This window comes from Nocardia niigatensis NBRC 100131 (genome assembly GCF_000308655.1).
In the GTDB taxonomy this organism is placed as follows: Bacteria; Actinomycetota; Actinomycetes; order Mycobacteriales; family Mycobacteriaceae; genus Nocardia; species Nocardia niigatensis.
Window position 1 is genome coordinate 31,369 of the sequence record NZ_BAGC01000053.1, and the last position, 20,367, is coordinate 51,735.

The 20,367-nt window shown below is 69.1% G+C and carries 15 protein-coding genes and 1 pseudogene; 3 read left to right on the plus strand and 13 right to left on the minus strand.

Annotated elements, in window-relative coordinates; translation table 11 throughout:
- Window positions 1-37 precede the first annotated feature (37 nt).
- The 3 genes from ON33_RS25215 (at window position 38) to ON33_RS25225 (ending at window position 3,868) form a co-directional block, all read left to right on the plus strand.
- Window positions 38-1,039, plus strand: coding sequence for a hypothetical protein (locus ON33_RS25215; protein ID WP_063711071.1), 1,002 nt, complete (start codon window positions 38-40; stop codon window positions 1,037-1,039).
- A gap of 44 nt (window positions 1,040-1,083) precedes the next feature.
- On the plus strand, window positions 1,084-1,677 hold the full coding sequence (locus ON33_RS25220) for a hypothetical protein (protein ID WP_040861558.1): 594 nt from the start codon (window positions 1,084-1,086) through the stop codon (window positions 1,675-1,677).
- 172 nt (window positions 1,678-1,849) lie between these two features.
- Entirely contained in the window at window positions 1,850-3,868 is a 2,019-nt protein-coding gene (locus ON33_RS25225) for an erythromycin esterase family protein (protein ID WP_085996842.1), read from the plus strand.
- A gap of 40 nt (window positions 3,869-3,908) precedes the next feature.
- Here ON33_RS25225 and ON33_RS25230 read toward each other — a convergent pair whose 3' ends face one another.
- The 13 genes and pseudogenes from ON33_RS25230 to ON33_RS25290 all read right to left on the minus strand — a co-directional run bounded on the left by ON33_RS25230 (window position 3,909) and on the right by ON33_RS25290 (window position 20,033).
- Complete coding sequence (locus ON33_RS25230; protein WP_245550704.1) at window positions 3,909-4,724, minus strand: Gmad2 immunoglobulin-like domain-containing protein; 816 nt, start codon at window positions 4,722-4,724, stop codon at window positions 3,909-3,911.
- Window positions 4,721-5,374 (minus strand): annotated as a pseudogene (locus ON33_RS25235) (DUF4389 domain-containing protein); the annotation flags it as partial. The pseudogene ON33_RS25235 and the gene ON33_RS25230, both read right to left, overlap by 4 nt.
- An 81-nt stretch (window positions 5,375-5,455) precedes the next feature.
- Window positions 5,456-6,502 (minus strand): PNPOx family protein, encoded by a 1,047-nt coding sequence (locus ON33_RS42550; protein ID WP_051152774.1) that lies wholly within the window; start codon window positions 6,500-6,502, stop codon window positions 5,456-5,458.
- Between the two features lie 201 nt (window positions 6,503-6,703).
- Entirely contained in the window at window positions 6,704-8,092 is a 1,389-nt protein-coding gene (locus ON33_RS25245; RefSeq protein WP_040861559.1) for a wax ester/triacylglycerol synthase family O-acyltransferase, read from the minus strand.
- A gap of 20 nt (window positions 8,093-8,112) precedes the next feature.
- Window positions 8,113-9,012, minus strand: coding sequence for a universal stress protein (locus ON33_RS25250; protein WP_040861560.1), 900 nt, complete (start codon window positions 9,010-9,012; stop codon window positions 8,113-8,115).
- Window positions 9,013-9,069: 57 nt separating this feature from the next.
- Entirely contained in the window at window positions 9,070-9,657 is a 588-nt protein-coding gene (locus ON33_RS38570) for an Rv1733c family protein (protein ID WP_157184719.1), read from the minus strand.
- 79 nt (window positions 9,658-9,736) lie between these two features.
- Entirely contained in the window at window positions 9,737-11,446 is a 1,710-nt protein-coding gene (locus ON33_RS25260) for a SulP family inorganic anion transporter (RefSeq protein ID WP_040861561.1), read from the minus strand.
- Between the two features lie 22 nt (window positions 11,447-11,468).
- On the minus strand, window positions 11,469-11,903 hold the full coding sequence (locus ON33_RS25265) for a hypothetical protein (protein WP_040861562.1): 435 nt from the start codon (window positions 11,901-11,903) through the stop codon (window positions 11,469-11,471).
- Window positions 11,904-11,928: 25 nt separating this feature from the next.
- Window positions 11,929-12,681, minus strand: a complete 753-nt coding sequence (narI, locus tag ON33_RS25270; RefSeq protein ID WP_040861563.1) for a respiratory nitrate reductase subunit gamma — start codon at window positions 12,679-12,681, stop codon at window positions 11,929-11,931.
- Entirely contained in the window at window positions 12,678-13,304 is a 627-nt protein-coding gene (gene narJ / locus ON33_RS25275; RefSeq protein ID WP_040861564.1) for a nitrate reductase molybdenum cofactor assembly chaperone, read from the minus strand. The genes narI and narJ overlap by 4 nt, the downstream gene beginning before the upstream one ends.
- Complete coding sequence (gene narH / locus ON33_RS25280) at window positions 13,301-14,983, minus strand: nitrate reductase subunit beta (protein WP_040861565.1); 1,683 nt, start codon at window positions 14,981-14,983, stop codon at window positions 13,301-13,303. The genes narJ and narH overlap by 4 nt, the downstream gene beginning before the upstream one ends.
- Window positions 14,983-18,765 carry a nitrate reductase subunit alpha gene (locus tag ON33_RS25285; protein WP_083869284.1) on the minus strand — a complete coding sequence of 1,261 codons (3,783 nt, stop codon included), beginning with the start codon at window positions 18,763-18,765 and terminating at the stop codon, window positions 14,983-14,985. The genes narH and ON33_RS25285 overlap by 1 nt, the downstream gene beginning before the upstream one ends.
- A complete protein-coding gene (locus tag ON33_RS25290) occupies window positions 18,762-20,033 on the minus strand; it encodes an MFS transporter (protein WP_245550705.1) in 1,272 nt (423 codons plus the stop codon). Before ON33_RS25290 ends, ON33_RS25285 begins: the two co-directional genes overlap by 4 nt.
- Window positions 20,034-20,367 lie beyond the last annotated feature (334 nt).

Sequence of the window (20,367 nt, forward strand, 5' to 3'; positions counted from 1 at the left end):
CGCTCTCCCCCGAAGTCAGCGAAAGGCGGTATCGACCATGATCAGCGCGGCGTCGCAGGCGGTGTCCGGGAATCCGGCCCCCTTCACCTGGGTGACGGCGGTCTCGATGCTGGTGTTCTGCGGCATCCTGTGGCTCATCGTCGACTACATGCGCAGGAACCCACGACCGGCGATGTGGGTATGGGGACTGTCGCTGCTGAGCTTCCCGCTCTGGATCTGGGGTCCGGGTCGCGATATCGGGCTGATCAACTGGTTCTCCTGGGCGAAGATCCTGTCGGTGCTGATTCCGCTGACGCTGGTCGGCGCGATGCGGATCTCCGTGGCCGAGCAACGCCCCGGCCGGGTCTGGGAGATCCTGCGCAATCCGCGATTCCTGTGGTTCCCGTACGCGATCCTGTTCCTCAATATCGCCGAGGCCACCCTGCGCGACGCCCAGATCGGCAACTACTGGAATGCCGCCGTCGGGCTCGGGCTGTGTCTGACGATCCCCTACTGCCCGCGTTTCTGGGAGATCCTGCCCGGCCACAATGCCGAACTCGTCGCCTACACGACGATGGCGTGGAACTTCCTCTACACCACCTGGAACCTCTGCTTCACCTTCGGCGGATATCCCCCGCAGGAAGAGCATTTCGCGGCCAGCATCTGCATTCTCGCGGTCGCCGAGATCTATCCGCTGGTCAAGCGCCGCCCCGAGCTCTACATCATGGCCCGCATCTACACGCTGCCCGTGCTCATGCTCGTGATCGCGATCTACAACATCTTCCCGAAGGTGATGCCGTCGGACGGCTGGTTCAACAACGATGTCTGGATCGTCTGGGGCATAGTCAATTTCGTTCTCACCATCCCCTACCTGTTCTGGTACACCTGGCAACTGGAAACCGGCCGCTCCTTCCTCACCTTCCGCCGCGGCCGCGCCCGCGAGGACTTCCTGCGCCGGCACGGCGATCAGGTCCAGCAGCTCCGGGTCTTCGCCGACTCACTCGACGCGGCCACCGACACCCACGGCCGCAAGTCGCGCGACTCGGCACCGTCGACGTGACCGTTCAGAGGAGGAATCCCCCGTGCGCAGCCACATCCGACACCATGGGTGACTCCGAAATCGAAGGCCCTTCGCCGATCGGGCCGGCCGCGCTCGCTGTCACACGCTGCATCGCGGCCACCATGATCCTGCTGCTGCGCCGCAGGATCCGTCTGCCACGTGAAAACATCGGCCTGCGAATCGCTTTCGCGGACGGGTCCCGCGCATCGGTATTCCGTGAAACAGCGATCACAGCCGCCGGCGCAGCCGACCCGTGCATCCTGATCGTCGAATTCGCGCTCCGCGGAGTCCACGGCCGCGGTCACGCCGTCTTCCGGCGCGAGAGCCTGCTCAACACCGTTCTTTTCGCTGGATTCCCCGGCCTCATCACCAAACTCTGGCTGGCCCACGACCAGCACGGGACCTACCGAGGTCTCTACGAATGGGACACCCCCGCCCGCGCCGAGTCCTACGCTCGCGCCCTGTGGCGAATCCTGGCACTGGTCAGCATCCCCGGCTCCATCCACTTCCACATCATCACCGGCCGGCGCCGGACCGAACTGTTCGCCGCGCTCCCCGCCGCGAATCCTGTCCCCGCTCCGAATCTCGGTGACGATCCGGGACCATGGTGGCAAGTGATCGGCCTGACGCCCCGCTGATCCGATGCCGACGCGGCCGGCCGCATCCGATGAGGACATTCGTCCTCTCTCGACGGGCCGCACTCCCCTGTCGGGCGAGGGTCCACCGCGGCAGGCTGGATCTGCCTTCCCTCGACCGGCTCCCGCACCGGGTCATCGATCGATCGATTCGCCTCTCCCCCAGGAGCATGCCATGACTTCCGAGACGCCGATCGTGCGCGACGAACGGCAGCAGATCTTCCGTGACCGACGCGAGGCCGGCCGGGTGCTGGCCCGGCTGCTCGAGCACTATCGCACCGATCCCGATGTGATCGTGCTCGGCCTGGCGCGCGGCGGCGTCCCCGTCGCCTGGGAGGTGGCCGCGGCCCTGCGTGCGCCGTTGGACACGCTCATCGTGCGGAAGCTGGGCGCACCCGGCAATCCGGAGTACGCCATCGGCGCCTTGGCCTCGGACGGGCGGGTCGTGGTGAACGACGACATGGTCCGGGCCCTGCACCTGACCGCCGAGCAGCTGCGTTCGATCGCGCGGGCCGAGGCGCGCGAGCTGACTCGCCGCGAGGCCGCCTACCGCGACGGCCGGGCGCCGGTGGACGTGTCCGGGCGGACCGTGATTCTGGTCGACGACGGGTTGGCGACCGGTGCGAGCATGTTCGCCGCCGTCGAGGCTCTGCGTGCGGAGGAACCCAAGCGCATCGTCGTCGCGGTTCCGGCCGCGCCGGAGTCCACCTGCCGCGAATTCGGCGGGCTCGTCGATGAAATGGTCTGCGCCACCATGCCTTCGCCGTTCCGGGCGGTCGGCGATTCGTTCTGGAACTTCAGCCAGGTCACCGACGAGGAGGTCCGCACACTGCTCGCGACGCCGACACGAGCCGGCACTACACCCGCCGCCGATCCGGTCGCCGTGCTGCGCGCCGCCGCGCTCGAAGCGCCGTCCGGTGTCCCGCCCGAGCACGCACTGACCGATCTCATCGGAGACGCGCGATTCGTGCTCATCGGTGAGAGTTCACATGGCACGGCGGAGTTCTACGCCGCCCGTGCCGCCATTACCGGCTGGCTCATCAGCGAGCACGGCTTCAACGGCGTAGCGTGCGAGGCCGACTGGCCCGACGCCTATCGTGTGGACCGCTATGTCCGCGGTCTCGGCACCGATAATTCGCCCACCCACGCACTCAGCGGATTCGAGCGGTTCCCCGGCTGGATGTGGCGAAATACGCAGGTCCGCGAGTTCGTCGAGTGGCTGCGGCTGCACAATGACCAACGCCGCCGCACCGGACAGGAGTGCGCCGGGTTCTACGGCCTCGACCTGTATTCCATGCACCGTTCGATGCGGCGGGTGATCGAGTACCTGGAGCGCGTGGATCCCGCGGCAGCGCGACGCGCCGCACGCCGCTACGCCTGTTTCGATCGGGTCTCCGAGGAGGACGGGCAGGCCTATGGGTTCGCGGCGGCCTTCGGCGCCGGGGAATCGTGCCAGGCCGAGGTGGTCCGGCAGCTGGTGGAGCTGCAGCGCGGTGCCACCGACCTCATCGAAACCGGAGATGGCGAGGCGCATTTCGACGCGCTGCGCAATGCCTGGAGCGTCCGCGACGCCGAGGCGTACTACCGGGCCATGTTCGGCTCCCGGGTGGATTCGTGGAACCTGCGTGACCAGCACATGGCGGACACCCTGGACACCCTGGCCGAGCATCTGTCACGCCCCGGGCGGCCGGCGCGAATCGTGGTGTGGGCGCACAACTCCCATGTCGGCGACGCCCGCGCTACGGAAATGGCGGCGGAGGGTCAGCTCTCGCTCGGCCAGTTGGTCCGGGAACGACACGGAGAGCACTGCCGGACCATCGGATTCACCACCGCGACGGGCACGGTCACGGCGGCCGACCGCTGGGACGGCACGGCCGAACGCAAGTCGGTTCGCGAACCGCTGCCCAGCAGCATCGAGGAACTGCTGCACGACACCGGGATGCCCGCGCTGTACCTGCGCACGGACCAGCCCGACGATGTGGCCCAGATCCTGAACATGCCGCGGCTGGAACGCGCCATCGGCGTCATCTACCAGCCCGGCACCGAACGTCAGAGCCACTATTTCCACACCCGGGCCGGCGAACGCTATGACGCGATCATCCACATCGACCGCACCACGGCCCTCGAACCGCTGGTGCCGGACAGCACGTGGAGCGCGGGCACGACCCCGGAGACCTATCCGACCGGGCTCTGACACCGCGCTCCACGCAGCCGATGATCGATGATCGCCGGGCTCAGCAGTGCACGCCGGTAACGGCGAAGCGCTCGATATCGGCGACGTGTCCGCCGGTGGCGACCACGATGGTCAGCGTGCCGGGGCACGCGTCGGTGAGGGGCACCGTGGCCGACCACGGCGATCCGGTGCCGCCGGCCGCGATGGGGCCCGCCTCACCGACCGGCCGCTCGCGATCGGCGCGGAGGATCCGGATACGCAGGCTCTCGTCGACGCCGGTGAGGACGCCACCGACGGTGACCGGCGGATGGACGGCCGTGGCGTAGGCCGGGGCGGTCAGAGTCAAGGTCGTGTCCTCGCTTCCGACGACCTCCCAGGGGGCGGTGTCGCCGTGGCCCATGCGGACCAGATGCAACACCGCCGCCACGGCGGCCACACCGTTCGGATTGCTGAATCCCACACTGGCCCAAGCCTGTTCGCCCTGCTGCGACACCTTCACTACCTTGTCCACGCCGCTGAAGCCCAGGTAGGACTGCGTGAACGACTGCGCCGTCGCGCCGATGTCCAGGTGCCACGGCTGGTGGCCGCTGGGGCCGGCCTCCTGCTGCCAGGACGCGGCCTCGGCGAGGCTGTGGAAAGGCCACAGCGGCTCGTAGCGAAACTCGGCGCCGGCCGGTGCGGCCGAGGGGGACGCCGTCCCCGTGGGCGCGCCCGGCCCGGCCGGACTCGACGAGCCGTCGGCGGCCGGCGGCGCGGGTGCGGACTGCTCACTCCGGTCGGCGAATATCGCCACCAGCACGGCCGCCGCGAGCACCACCACGACGGCCAGCAGCACGGCGATCAGAACCCAGCGCTCCCGCGGGAATTTCGTTGTCACGACACGACATCCTCGGCCGGCTCCCGCGGGCCCTGGTCGAGGCGGAAGGGCGGATAGTCGTCGGTCAGCAGTGCCGCGTAGGCCAGGACACGGTAGAACCAGCGGTTGATGCCGAGGACGAAACCGAACAGCCCACGCGGATAGCGGCCGGTGAAGAGCAGGGCGACCGCAGCGATCAGGACCAGCACGCCGATCAGCGGAATCGTGGTGTTGCCGTTGCCGTTATCGGTGTCGGCGCCGAGTGCCACGCCGCCGCTGAACAGGGCGGCCAGGATCAGATAGTGCGGGATGGCGAGCAGCCACCACTTCACGAGAGCCAGTCCGCGCGAAAGTTGTTCGGGATAGTCGATCTCCAGATCGGCCGGATAGTCGGTCTGCCGCAGTGTGAACGGCGGATACCTATCCGTCCCCAGTGCGGCGTAGGTGTAGAACTGCACCCGCCACGACCAGCGCATGACACCTACGGTGAAGTCGAACAGGGGGCGCGGATAGCGCCCGGTGAACAGGATCGCGAACCACGCCACCACCGTCACCACCCAGAAGGCGATCCACAGGAAGAACAACACGATGTAGTGCGGTATCGCCAGCAGCCATTTCACCAGCCACAGCCAGCGAGACAGGGATTCGTCCAGGTCGCCACGCAAGCGGACGGACCGGATCGCGATGGGTTCGGGATTCATATCGGACTCCTTGTCGGGATCTCGGGGGTTGGTCGGGTCCGCATCGGCGGGTCAGGATCGGCCTTCGTCGGGCGGCGGGAGCAGGTGTCCGGCGGCCAGGACCCGAGGCAGGAAGGCGCCCGTCACCCAGGCCATCACCGCCGCCATGACCGCACCCGCCAGCACGCCGATGGCGGCGACCAGAATCGGAGGCTGGCCGGGCTGCCACAGCGGCGGCGCGACCAGCATGAAGGCGATGAGACCGCCGATCCAGGCCACCGCGTTCGCGAGGATCCACAGTGCCGCCCGATCGGTGAAGCGACGCAGGACGGTCCACTGCGCGACGCCGAGGGAGAACACCACGATCAGCGCGCCCGCCACGGCTACCGGAATCTGGGCCCAGGCGGGCCAGCCGCCGAACCGTTCGCCGGCGATCATGGGCAGCACACCCACCGACCAGGCCACCACCGCCCCGGCCGCGGTCACCGTCATCCAGTCACGTATCCGCAACCGGGACAGTACCGTTCGCAGCACACCGGCCTGGAAATAGCCGAGCGCCATGCCTTCGACGGCTCCGGCCGCCAGCATCACCGTCACGAGCACGGCCGCACTCGCGTGGGCGGTGAGCGCGCCGCCGATCGCCGGGGCGAGGAATCCGAGAAACTCCCCGGTCGTCACCCTGGTGAACCAGCGCCGGCGCAGCGCGCGCTCCGCGGAATCCGGCGGCGCAGTCGAAAGATCGATCACCACATACGGATCCCGCGCCGACGTCGTCGTCCGCGGATGCGCTGCGCGGTAGACCATGTCGACCTCCTCGTACGCGAGCGTGTCCGGAGTGACGACGTGCCCGACGCCGGTCCGCCATTCGCCGTCGAGGCAGATCGACACCGCGTGCGGCGCCCGGAAATTGCGCCACCAGGTCTTCGTGCCGGAGTGACCGACCCGGATCGCCACGCTGTCGCCGTCGCGCACGTAGCCCACCGGCAACGCGATGTGCCGACCGGAAAGTCTTGTCTCGTAACGCAATTCCCCTACCGAATGCCGCAGCCCGGTGGGCAGCCGCAGGGCGAGCAACATCGCCGCCGCCGTGATTCCGGGTGTCTCGTATTTCGTGGGCACCGTGTCCTCCTCCGCGAGCGCGTCATTCAGCCCGTCACCTTGATCGTGCGCCGTGCCGGGCGGCCGATGACAGAAGCCAAAGTCCCACTCCCGGCGGCCTTTCGACGCTCTCAACCCGGCGCGTGGGCGCCTTCGGAGGGACATTGGTCCCGCCGGCGATGGGCGACGGCCCTCGGCGGGCATCGGTGCGCCCCCTGCCGGTTACCCGGCCCGATGCTGCGACCGTGCTCGGGCAGCGGTGAGCAGTTCGGCGACGGCGCTGTGGATTCCGTCGGCGATCGCCTCGAGGTCGGGGGTCGAGTCATAGTCGCCGGTGATGCCGAAGGTGAGTTGATCGCCGTAACTCAGGATCGCGATGCCGGTGCGCAGGCGCATCGCGATGGGGACGGCCGGGATCAGCTCCAAGACCTCGCGGCCCACCATGGTGAGGGTGCGGCGCGGGCCCGGAATGTTGGTCGCCACGGCCGTGACACCGCGCTGCGGCAGACGCGAGAACAGGCGCATGCCCCAGGCAACCGGAGCGAACGGCAGCCACCCGGCCACGGTGAGCAGTGACTTCTCGGCTTGCGCGGCGCCGCCGGACTTGTGCCGTGCCATCCGGCGGTGGATGGTGGCGAGACGTTCGACCGGGTCGTCCAGATGCAATGGCAGCAGCGACAGCACCGCCGAAACACGGTTGTCGAAAACCGATTTCGCGTCGGCGGCGCGCATCGACACCGGCACCAGTATGCGCATGGTGTTGCCGGTCGGCTGCTCCCCGCGCGCGATGAGGACCGCTCGGTACGCCGAGGTCAGGGCTGCCAGCACCACGTCATTGACCGTCGCGTCCAACCCGCGACCGATTTCGCGGATCTCCGGGAGCGAGGCACGGGCGATCGCATAGCGTCGTTGCCTGCCGATCGGGCCGTTGAGCGACGAGGACTCGGGCGCCGAAATCACCCCGGCCACCACGGGCACCAGGCTGCGCATCATGCCCACCGCGTAGCGCGGCACCTCGACGGGCAGCCGAAGCCCGCTGACGAGCCACCCGAACCGATCCTTCGGTCCGGTGGCAGCACTGCCCTCGTCCTTCGGTTGCGCGGCGGCGCCCTCCAGCGACGTACTCGTCGGGCCGGCCGCTTCGCACGGGTCGCAAAGGCTTTCGAGCAACGCGACGCCGGAGACGCCGTCGACGAGACTGTGGTGCGCCTTCACGATCACTACCCAGCGCCCGCCGGCGAGATGCTCGATGACGACGCACTCCCACATCGGATGGTCTCGGTCCAGGCGCTCCGCCAACTCGGCTGCCACGAACTCGCGCAGCGCCGGTTCGTCAGCCGGCTCGGGCAGCGCGCTCCACCGAATATGGTGGGCCAGATCGAAATTGGGATCGGACTCCCACACCGGCACCGCCAGGTCCAGCGGTGCGCGCCGGATGCGCTGTCGCAGGCGTTCGTTCGCCGATACCCGCTGCGCCATCGCCGCGGTGAACTCCGCACGGCTCGGCGTTTCCCCGGACAGGATCGCCACCGCCGCGATACCCAGACTTATGCGCCGGTCGGAGTCCTCGAGTTCGATGAACCCCGCGTCCAGTGGCTGTAATTCGGTCATGACCGATACCTGATCTTCGATTAGGCGCGCACGACGACCGTTGGGATTTGGACGTGGTGCAGCACGGTGGAACTGGTGGAACCGAGCAGCATGCCGGTGAAGCCGCCGCGCCCGTGACTGCCGACCACGACCAGTTGCGCGTGCTCGGATTCCGCGAGCAGAGCCTGGCCGGGGCGTTCCATCACCAGCAGGCGGCGAACCGTCACCTCGGGGTAGCGCTCGCCGAACCCGGCGAGCCGTTCGGAGAGCACTTCGTTCGCCTGCGCGCGCAGCGGCTCCCAGCCGATCAGCGGCACGTACGAGCCGAGGATGTCCGTCCAGGCGTACAGCGCGGTCACCCCGACCTTGCGCGCCGAAGCCTCCTCGAACGCGAATTCCAGTGCGGGCACGCTGTTCGGCGTGCCGTCGACGCCGACGAGCACCGGCTTGTCCGCGCACACCGGATCGGGCGCCTCGGTCCCGTGGATCACCGCCACCGGGCAGTGGGCGTGCCGGACGACCGCGTCGGCCACCGAACCGAGCACCCGGCTCCGGATCGCGCCCAGTCCGCGGCTCCCGACGGCGACGGCGCGTACCCGCCGGGACTGTTCGAGCAGGTAGTCGATGATCGGTTCGCCGATCACCTCCGAGGTGATGGGAACCACCGCGCCCGCCGCTCCGGCGCGCGCCACCCGACCGGCTTCGTCGACGATGCGCTGCCCCTCGCGGTCCAGCAGCGCCAGATCGGCGTCCCTGAGCACCTCGCGGGGAAGTTCGCCGGCGGACGGCGCGGTGGACGTGACGAGGTGCAGTTGGCAGCCGTGCAGATCCGCGGCCACCGCGGCCCATGCCGCCGCCTGGTACGAGCTCGCCGAGCCGTCGACGGCGGCGACGATACGTGAATGCCTCTGCCCGGCAAGAGAGCTGGTGTCTGTGCTCATGATCGGTATCCCTCTCGAGAGTCCATGTGGCGGCTATCTGCCGAGTCCGTGTGGCGGCTATCTGCCGATGGGCCGGCCGAGCCCGCGCAGCTCCGCCTCCCAGCGCGCGGCGTGCAGCCGGGCCAGCAGCTGCGAGCAGCACCAGAGCAACGCGAAGACTCCGAATCCGGCGCCCACCAGGAGCGCGAAGCCGGTGCCGACGCCGTCCCACACGGCCGTCTCGGTGCGCCGCGGCGGGTCGGCGGGCCGGCCATCGGACCCGAGCCACAGTGACAGGGTGGCACCGACTTTCGTGTCGCGCGGAACCTCGATCGTTCCGTTCACGAGGTTCCCGTCGCGCTGCCATTGAATCTGCGATTCGTACAGCGCGGACTGGGTGGGACCGGCCGGCCGAGTCTCCTTCGGCGGGGTCAGCACCGTCGCCTGGGTGGCGATCTCCGAGGCGTTCGTGGCCCGGATCCGGTCGGCGCTGCGGGTGTAGGTCTCCGTGCCGACCGCGGCGGCCACCGGTATCGCCAGCAGCAGCAGGACGACCACGAGCAGGTGAAGCATCGATTCCCAGCGATCGGATGCCCGCATGAGGGGGTTCGTGTTCCACGGCCGCAACCGCCACACCCGCCACGGCAGTGAGGAATTGTGCGACATGGTCTTCCACCTCGTCCCTGGAGTTCTCGTCTGCCCGTTCAGCATCTCGAATCCGGAGCCGCACGGTGACGGCCGAAAGTCACCGATCCGCCGGTCCGAGGTCTCCGGTCTGGCGCCGATAGGCCGCCAACGCGGTCGGCAGGGTCGGAAACAGCCGGTCGGCGCCGATCCGCTCGGTCAGCCCGGCCGCGTCGAGGGCCGCCCGCAGATCCTTCTTGACCCGGGCCATCGCGAAAACCACGTCTCGGGAGTCCAGTTCGGCCCGGAGCTGGTCGACGGCGTCGAGGGCGGTCAGGTCGACCTCGACATTGGCCTCGGCGTTGAGGACGAACCAGCGGACCGGGACCGTTGTGGCGGCCGTGTCGACGGCCGCCAGCGCGCGGCGGCGGAAGTCCTCGGCATTGGCGAAGCACAGGGGCGCGTCGTAGCGGTAGACCACCAGGCCGGGCACTGTTGTCGCGTCCGGATAGTCGTCGACGTCGTGCATGCCGGCCAGACCGGGGACGAAACCCTGGATCGCGTCGTGGGCGCGGGCCACTCGGCGCAGCAGGTCCAGGATCGACAGGCCGATGGCGATGAGAATGCCGTAGAGCACACCGACCGCCAGCACCGCGATGGCCGTGCTCAGGGCGAGCACGAGTTCGCTGCGACGGAACCCGGCCAGCCGGCGGAACTCCGGCAGGTCGATGAGACGTAGCGCGGCGTAGACCACCAACGCTCCCAGCGCGGCGGCCGGGAACGCGGCGAGTACGGTTCGCCCCCAGAACAATACGGCCAGTACCGTCAGCAGCGCCGCCACCGCATACAGCTGGGTGCGCGCGCCCGCGGCGTCGGCGATGGTCGTGCGGCTGCCGCTGCAGCTGACCGGAAATCCCTGCGCGACACCGGCGGTCAGATTGGTCGCGCCCATGGCGAGCAGTTCCCGGTTCGCGTCCACGGTCGTGCCCTGCCGGGCCGCGAACGCCCGCGCGACCAGGACCGTGTCGGAGAATCCGACCAGGGCGATGCCGAGCGCGGGCAGCAGCAGTGTCGTCAGGTCCGCCGCGGCGACGTGCGGTATGCCCGGAACCGGCAGCCCGGATGGGATCGCACCCACGACGCGAATCCCGTGTTCCCGCAGCGAGAACAGCGCCACCACCGCTGTCGCGCCCAGCACCGCGACCAGCGGCCCCGGGATCCGCGGCGTCCGCCATGCCGCCGCCAGCAGCACGGCCAGGGTGCCGCCCGCCAGACACACAGTGGGCCAATGCAATTCATCGACGTGCGCGGCGAAGGACCGCAGCTGATCGGGGATGGACTCCCCGGTCACGGTCACCCGGCTGACCCGGCCGAGCTGACCCACGATCATGATCCCCGCGGTCCCGGCCAGGTAGCCGACCAGCACCGGCTTCGACAACAGGTCGGCCAGGACCCCGAGCCGGGCCACCGCGCCCACCGCACAGGAGGCGCCGACCAGCAGCGCCAGCGCGGCGGCCAGCGCCGCGTACCGGCCGGAATCGCCGGCGGCCAGCGGCGCCAGCGCCACCGCCGTCATGAGCGCGGTCGTCGATTCCGGCCCCACCGCCAGCACCCGTGAGGTCCCCAGCGCCACATAGACGGCCAGCGGGCCGAGCGTCGCCCACAGGCCCGCGATCGGCGTCAGACCGGCCACGGTCGCATACGCCATCACCTGCGGAATCAGGTAGGCCGCCACGGTGACTCCGGCCACGGCGTCCGACCGCAGCCAATCGCGCCGGTAACCACGGAACTGCCGAGTCCCGGGTAGCCACCGTCCTCTGGCGTCACCCATCAGTGCACCGTAGCGCGCGAGGTCACCGCATCACGCTGTCCAGGACGAGCACGCCCCCGGCGAGGAGGGCGATGACCTTCAGTGCCTCGAGGCCGACGTAGGCGTAGTGGCTACGCGAACGCGGCCCCTCCTGACCCGACAGCACCGCGTCACTGCGCCGGGTCAGCCGGGGACGCACGAAGACCAGCTGCACGACCAGCGAGCCGACAGCGACGGCGACAGCGATGGTTGCCGCGGTTCCCGGCGGATCGGCCCACAACGCAGCAAGAACGAGCACGGCGAGCAGGGATTCGACACCGTTGAGGGCGCGGAAGACCAGGCGGCCGATGCCGAGCCCGATGGCGAGGGTGACATTGGGGGCGCGGAACTTCAGGGGCACCTCGATGAACGAGATGGCCAGCACCATACCCAGCCAGAGGAAGACGGCGGCGGTGACGAAGGCCCGGGCGGTGGTCATGGAATCGGTCCTTTCCGGTAGATGATCATGATCGCTGCCATCCCCGTCGCGGCGCGCGGGCACCGAGCCGATCGGTACGAGAGCGATAGACGATGTAGGGACGGGTCAGATAGCCCAGCGGCGCCGAGAAGACGTGCACCAGACGGCTGAACGGCCAGAACGCGAAGAGCATCAGCGCCGACAGCGCGTGCAGCCGGAATCCGATCGGGGCGGCCGCCATCAGCGCCGGATCCGGGTGCAGGTAGAACAGCGACCGGAACCAGGGCGACACCGTCTGCCGGTAGTCGTGCGGATGGCCGGTGAGATTGCCCAGGACGGTGGTGCCGAGCCCGAGCGCGAGGGTGCCGATCAGCAGCACGTACATGGCCTTGTCGTTGCGGGTGGTGGCAGCGAACACCGGTCGCACGGTACGGCGGCGGTAGAGGAGGATCGCCGCTCCGGTCAGGGTCATGACGCCTGCTACGGTGCCGACGCCGACCGCGACGCTGTGATAGGCGGCCTCGGTGATTCCGGCCGCGTCCGTCCAGGATTCGGGCACGAGCAGGCCGCCGATGTGTCCGAGCACGACGAGCAGGATGCCGTAGTGGAACAGCGGGCTGCCCAGCCGCAGCAGGCGGTGCTCGTAGAGTTCCGAGGAACGCGTGGTCCAGCCGAACTTGTCGTAGCGGTAGCGCCACGCATGACCCACGACGAAGACGGCGAAGGCCGCGTACGGCGCCGCGACCCACAGCAGCAAATCGAGGGTGCTCACGGGATCGGTGGCGGGCGCGGCGGTCATCGACCCGCTCCCGCGCAGCCGTGGCCGGGTGGGGCGAAGGGCGCGAGCCCCACGGACTCGATCGGCGGGCCGGCGGCGGCGAGCCGGGCGACCCGTTGGTGCTCACGGGAATTCAGAGCGGGCAGGGTATCGGCGATCGAGTCGAGCACGCTCGCCCACGGGGAACCGGCATCGGCCAGACCCGCGTGCAGTAGTGCGATCGCCGGGCGGAACTCCCCCAGGACGCGCTCCCCCGCGACGGGGTCGATCGCGGCGAATTCGAGCACGACCGACAGATGGTCGGGCAGTTCGCCCTCGTCGAGGATCAGTCCGGCGGCCCGATAGGTGTTCTTGAGACGCAGTAGCGCCATCCCGCGATTGCGGGTGTCACCGTCGGTGAAGTAGGTCAGGTAGGGACTGAGCCGCTTGTGGTGGTCGAACGCGGCGACGTACCCGGCGGCCAGATCCAGCGGCGGTGTCGCCGCTACGTGATCGGCGAAGGACTCCAGCGCCGGCCGCCAGCCCTCGGGAAGGGTACGAATACCGCTGCGTACCAGAGGCAATCGGCCGATCAGCGTCTCATCGGGATAGCCCAGGAGCAGGGATTGGATCTGCCGTGCCGTCGTACGGGGGGTGTCGGTCATGATGTCGTGTCCTCGGTCGGCGCGCCCGCGGGGCTACGGGGCGCGAACAGGCCGGCGGGACGGCCCTTGCCATCCCAGTTGAGCAGGTTGATCCGTGAGCCCTTGTCGACCGGCGCGGCCACGGTGTCGGCGGTCTGCCGGTCCCGCAGCATCCGGAAGTTCTCCACCGCCAGCGGCGAGGCGGCCCCGGAGTTCTCGCCGAACGGTCCGGAGCCGCCCATGCCCGGGCCGTCGTCGTAGTCGAGGCTGCACTCGGTGGCGAGTTCCTCGAGGCTGTGCGCCTGTTCCGCGTGCGCGGGCGGGATAACATAGCGCTCTTCGTATTTGGCGATGGCCAGCAGCCGGTACATGTCGTGGATCTGCTCGCCGGTCATGCCGGCCGCCGCGGCGATCTCCTCGCGAGGCTCCCGGCCCAGGGTGATGTCGCGCATGTAGGAACGCATGGCGGCCAGCCGCCGTAGCACCGCGGTAACCGGGGCTGGATCGCCGGCGGTGAACAACCGGGCGAGGTATTCGACCGGTATGCGCAGCGCCTCGATGGCGGCGAACAGGTTCCGGTGATCCTCGCCGTCATGGCCGGTGTCGCGCAGGATGTCGGCGACCGGGGACAGCGGCGGGATGTACCAGACCATCGGCATGGTGCGGTATTCCGGATGCAGGGGCAGCGCCACCCGATAGGTGTTGATCAGGGTGTAGATCGGTGAGCGCTGGGCGGCCGCGACCCAGTCGGCCGGAATTCCGGATCGTTCGGCGGCGCCGATGACGGCCGGATCGTTCGGGTCCAGCAGCAGTGCGCGCTGGGCGTCGTAGAGATCGGTGTCGTCGGGAGTGGTGGCGGCCTCGAGGACCCGGTCGGCGTCGTAGAGAACAAGTCCGATGTAGCGCAGCCGGCCGACGCAGGTCTCCGCGCACACCGTCGGCAGCCCTACCTCGACACGCGGGAAGCAGAAGGTGCATTTCTCCGCCTTGCCGGTGCGGTGGTTGAAATACACCTTCTTGTACGGACATCCGGACACGCACATACGCCAGCCGCGGCAGCGGTCCTGGTCGACCAGCACGATGCCGTCCTCGCTGCGCTTGTAGATGGCGCCGGACGGGCAGGAGGCCGCGCAGGCCGGGTTGAGGCAGTGCTCGCAGATACGCGGCAGATAGAACATAAAGGTCTGCTCGAACTCGAAGCGGACCTTCTCCTCGATGCCCTTGCGGATCGGGTCCTCGCGGCCGTGTTCGGGTGCGCCGCCGAGATTGTCGTCCCAGTTGGCCGACCAGGTGATCTTGGTGGGCCGGCCGCTGATGAGCGACCGCGGCCGCGCGACCGGAGTGTTCGGTTGCAGTGGCGCGGTGGTGAGTTCGGCGTAATCGTAGGTCCAGGGCTCGTAGTAGTCGTCGAGGCCGGGCAGGGTCGGGTTGCTGAAGATGGTGGCCAGCTTGCGCCAGCGCCCGCCGCCGCGCAGGCGCAAGCGGCCGCGGCGGTTCAGCGTCCAGCCGCCCCGCCACCGATCCTGGTCCTCGTAGCCACGTGGATAGCCTTGTCCGGGTCGGGTTTCCACATTGTTGAACCAGACATACTCGGTGCCCGACCGGTTGGTCCAGGTCTGTTTGCAGGTCACCGAGCAGGTGTGGCAGCCGATGCACTTGTCGAGGTTCATCACCATCGCCAACTGGGCCATGACGCGCATCAGTAGGTCACCTCCTGGCTGCGGCGGCGGATCACGGTGACCTCGTCGCGCTGATTGCCCGTTGGGCCGAGATAGTTGAAGGCGAACGACAATTGGGCGTAGCCGCCGATGAGGTGGCTGGGCTTGATCAGCAGTCGGGTCAGCGAATTGTGGATGCCGCCGCGTTTGCCCGTGGTCTCGGTGAGAGGTACGTCGATGAGCCGGTCCTGGGCGTGGTGCATGTACACGGTGCCCTCGGGCATGCGGTGCGAGACCACCGCCCGAGCCGCGACGACGCCGTTGCGGTTCACCGCCTCGATCCAGTCATTGTCGCCGACACCGATTTTCGCGGCGTCACGGTCCGACATCCAGATGGTCGGGCCACCGCGGGAGAGGCTGAGCATGAACAGGTTGTCCTGGTATTCGGAATGGATGGACCATTTCGAGTGCGGGGTCAGATAGCGGAGGGTGATCTCCCGCGCGCCACTGTGCCCGACCTTCGGCTCGCCACTGTGCCCGACCTTCGGCTCGCCACTGTGCCCAACCTTCGGCTCGCCACTGTGCCCAACCTTCGGCTCGCCGAAGAGCGCCGTCATGTTCAACGGCGGCCGGAACACCGGAAGCTGTTCGCCCAGTTCGATCATCCAGTCGTGGTCGAGGTAGAAGTGCTGGCGGCCGGTGAGGGTGTGCCAAGGCTTGAGCCGCTCGACATTGATGGTGAACGGCGAGTACCGGCGTCCGCCGGACTCACTGCCCGACCATTCCGGCGAGGTGATCACCGGAACCGGCGCGGCCTGGGTGTCGGCGAAGGTGATCTGCTTGCCCTCGTGTTCGGCGGCCAGGTCGGCCAGCTCGGTTCCGGTGCGCCGCTCCAGCGTCCGGAATCCCTGGGTGGCGAGATGACCGTTCGTGGTGCCCGAGAGCGCGAGGATCGCCTCGCACGCATCGATCTCACGACGCAGGGACGGCCGTCCATCCGCGGGTCCCCCGCGGATCACCCCGTTCTTGTGGGCCAGATAATCCACTTCCCGCTCGACCCGGTAGGTGATGCCCTTGGTGGTCGCGCCGAGGGAATCCAGCAGTGGCCCGAGCGCCGACAGCTTGGCGGCGACCGCACCGTAGTCGCGGGCGACCACGGTCAGGCGAGGCATCGTCACACCCGGAATCGGCTCGCACTCACCGGTTTTCCAGTCGCGCACCACGCCGTGCGGTGTCGCCAGCTCGTCGGGGGTGTCATGCAGCAGCGGAGTGGCCACCACATCGCGGCGGACGCCGAGATGCTTGCGGGCCAGCGGCGTGAACGCCGCCGCGATCGCCTGGAACGCCGCCCAGTCGGTGCGGGTCTGCCACGGTGGCGCGATGGCGGGATTGAACGAGTGGACGAACGGGTGCATATCGGTGGTGTTCAGATCGTGCTTCTCGTACCAGGTCGCCGCCGGCAGCACCACATCCGAGAACAACGTGGTGCTGGTCATCCGGAAGTCCACGCTCAGCAGCAGATCCAGCTTCCCGACCGGTGCTTCCGCGCGCCACACCACATCCCGCGGGCGGGTCCCGGGCTCGGCCTCGTCGGCACGCAGCGCGGAATCGGCCCCCAGCAGATGCTTCAGGAAGTACTCGTTGCCCTTGGCCGAGGAACCGAGCAGATTGGCGCGCCAGACGCTGAGCACACGCGGAAAGTTCTGCGGCGCATCGGGATCCTCGCAGGCGAAGCGCAACCGGCCCGCTTTCAATTCGGCCACCACATAGTCGCCGATCGGCTGTCCGGCCCGGTCCGCGTCGTCGGCCAGATCCAGGGGGTTGCGATCGAAGGTGGGGTAGGACGGCATCCATCCCAGCCGCGCCGCCTGCGCGATCACATCGGCGGTGGTCATCCCCGCCAGCGCGCCGCCCGAGCCGGGCGCGGCCAGCGTCTCCGCGCCGAACCGGTCGTAGCGGAACTGGTCGGTGTGCAGGTACCAGTAGGCGGTCTGGATCATCTGCCGCGGCGGCCGCGCCCAATCCAGCGCGAAAGCCAGCTGCGCCCAGCCGGTCACCGGACGGCACTTCTCCTGGCCCACATAGTGCGCCCAGCCGCCGCCGTTCACGCCCTGGCAGCCGGTGAGCGTGGTGAGGGTCAGGAAGGCCCGGTAGATGGTGTCGGAGTGGAACCAATGGTTGGTGCCCGCCCCCATCAGAATCATCGACCGCCCGCGTGATTCCTCGGCATTGGCGGCGAATTCGCGGGCGATGCGGGCGGCCGCGGCGGCGGGGACGCCGGTGATCGGCTGCTGCCACGCGGGCGTGCCCGGCTCGGCCGGATCGCCGTAGCCGGTCGGCCAGCGACCCGGCAGGCCGGCCCGGTGCACGCCGTACTGCGCCAGCAGCAGGTCGAACACGGTGGTCACCAGATGCCCGCCGATCCGGCGCACGGGCACACCACGCCGCAGCGTCGCGTCGGGAATATCGAAGCGGGGCACCGTGATTTCGACGGATTCCCCGCCCGCGAGCGTCAGCAGGGGGTCCACGTCGCCGAGGTCGAGATTCCATCGCCCCGCGCCCTGCTCGCCGTAACGGAAGCCCAGGGACCCGTTGGGAATCACGACGCGACCGTCCGCGCCGAGCACGACGGTCTTGAACGCGGCGTTCTCCTCGGCGGCGAAGCCGTCCAGATCGGCTGCGGTCAGCGATTTCCCGGGCCGGTAGGCGTCACCGTCGGGGACCAGCCGGACCAGGAACGGCAGGTCGGTGTAGCGCTTGACGTAGGTGTCGAAGTAGTCGGTGCGCTTGTCCACGAAGAACTCCCGCAGGATGACATGGCCCATCGCCATGGCCAGCGCGCCATCGGTTCCGGGCTGAACGGCGAGCCATTCGTCGGCGAACTTCACATTGTCGGCGTAGTCCGGCGCGATCGCGATCACCTTCTGGCCGCGATAGCGCGCCTCGGCCATCCAGTGCGCATCCGGGGTCCGGGTCACCGGCACATTCGAGCCCCACATGATCAGATAGCCCGCGTCCCACCAATCTCCGGACTCGGGCACATCGGTCTGGTCGCCGAACACCTGCGGTGAGGCCACCGGCAGATCCGCGTACCAGTCGTAGAACGAGAGCATGGTCCCGCCCAGCAGCGATACGAATCTGGCGCCGGAGGCATGCGACACCATCGACATCGCCGGAATCGGCGAGAAGCCCGCGACCCGGTCCGGGCCATAGGTTTTGATGGTGTGCACATGCGCGGCCGCGATCAGCTCCGTCGCCTCCTCCCAGGAGGCCCGCACCAGGCCGCCCCGGCCGCGCGCGGACTTGTAGCGGCGCGCCGCCTCGGGATCGCTGACGATCCGCTCCCAGGCGAGTACCGGATCTCCGGTGTGCGCCTTGGCTTCTCGATACATGTCGAGCAGCAGACCGCGAACATACGGATAGCGGATCCGGGTCGGCGAATAGGTGTACCAGGAGAAGGCCGCGCCCCGCGGGCAGCCGCGCGGTTCGTAGTCGGGCCGGTCGGGTCCGGCGGTCGGATAGTCGGTCTGCTGGGTCTCCCAGGTGATGATGCCGTCCTTGACGTACACCTTCCACGAGCACGACCCCGTACAGTTCACACCGTGGGTGGAGCGCACCACCTTGTCGTGCGCCCAGCGATCGCGGTAGAACTCGTCGGCTCGCCGGCCACCGATCTGGAACAGGGTGCGCCCGTCGTCGGAAATGTCGGCGCGAGTGAAGAATCGGCGCGTCCGGACCAACGCCTCGGTGACTCCGTCGTCGAGCGCGGCGGTCCGGGTACCGGCAGCGGCCGGGGCCGCTTCCCGCCGCTTGCGCCGCATCATGCCGCACGCACCGGAAGGGCGAGGTGGACGCGGTGCCGCACCAGGGTGAGGGTGAACAGTCCGGTCGCGGCGGCCACGACGGCCAAAGCCGCCAAACCCGCTGCGTAGGAACCGTAGTGGCCGTACACCGCACCCATCACCAGTGGGGGCACGAAGCCGCCCAGCCCGCCGGCCGCGCCCACCACGCCGGTCACCGCACCCACCCGCGGGGCGGGAACCAACTGCGCCACCAGCGCGAACACGGCGCCCGTGCCGGCGCCGAGGGCGGCAGCCATGGCGAGGAACGCGATGGTCGCCACCGGCGCCAGGGCCGGTGTCGTCGCCTGTACCGCGGCGGCCACGCCCACCACCGCCATGGCCACGGACAACACCCGAACGGGACCGGCGTGATCGGATGCCCACCCACCCAGCGGGCGCATGAGCACGGCCAGCAGCACGAATCCGGCCATGCGCATCGACGCGTCCGACTGCGAAAGACCGTAGGCCGTCTTCAGATAGGCCGGCAGGTACACCGAGAACGCGACATAGCCTCCGAAGGCCACCGAGTACAGGGCCGCCGCCTGCCAGGTGATCGCCATCCGCCCGACCGTGGACAGCCTGCGCGCCAACGACTCTCCGGGTCGCACCCGGTCCGGCGCGTCCCGCAGTACCACCGCCGCCGCCACCGCGTACAGCGCCAGTGCCGCCGCGGTCACCAGGAACGGCGTGGCGAGCGAGCCCGCCTTCACCAGGCGCACGGTGGTGAGCGCGCTGATCGCGGTGCCGCCCATGCCGGCGCCGAACACGCCGATCGCGAGCCCGCGCCGCTCCGGCGGGAACCAGGCGTTCACGAACGGCACGCCCACGGCGAACGCGGTGCCGCCGATGCCGAGGAAGAACCCGCCGGCCAGCAGCGCCGCCAGTGAATCGTGTCCGATCAGACCCACGAACAGGACGGGCACGATGGTGGCCGCCGAGACGAGCGGAAACATGACCCGCCCGCCGAGCCGATCGGTCAACGCCCCCACCGGGATCCGCCCGAGCGAGCCCACCACCACCGGAACCGCGACCACGAGCGCCTGCTCGAAGGCGTTGAGACCCAGTGATTCCTGGAACCGCGGCCCCAGCGGACTCAACAGTGCCCAGGCCCAGAAGTTCACCGCGAACCCGGCGGTCGCCAAGACCAGCATCAGGATCCGCCGCCCGGTCCCCGGTTCGCGATCCCCGTGCGCACCAGGGGGATCCGGCGTGCCGTGTGCTTCCGCCGGCTCGCGTGCCGTAGTCATCATCAAGCCCTCATCCGCTTGTCGAAGCTCGTGCCCGCCATCGATCCGGCGAGCATCCCCGAGCCTCGCTCAGCCGGCGGCAGGCCCAGCAGAGTCGACAGGTCGTAGTTGAAATGACCATTGCCCCTATGTCTCCGGCCTCGGTGATCACGCCGAGAGTCCGCTGGACCAGGCACAAGATCGTGCCTGCAACACCATGAGGTCACCCCGCGCCGATCGGTACACGCCTACCGGCCCGCAACAGGAGATGGCGCACCGCCGGACCGGCGACCGGCATGGACGGTATCAGGGGACCAAATGCCCTGCGGTACAGGATCAATGGCTGTGTATACAGGCC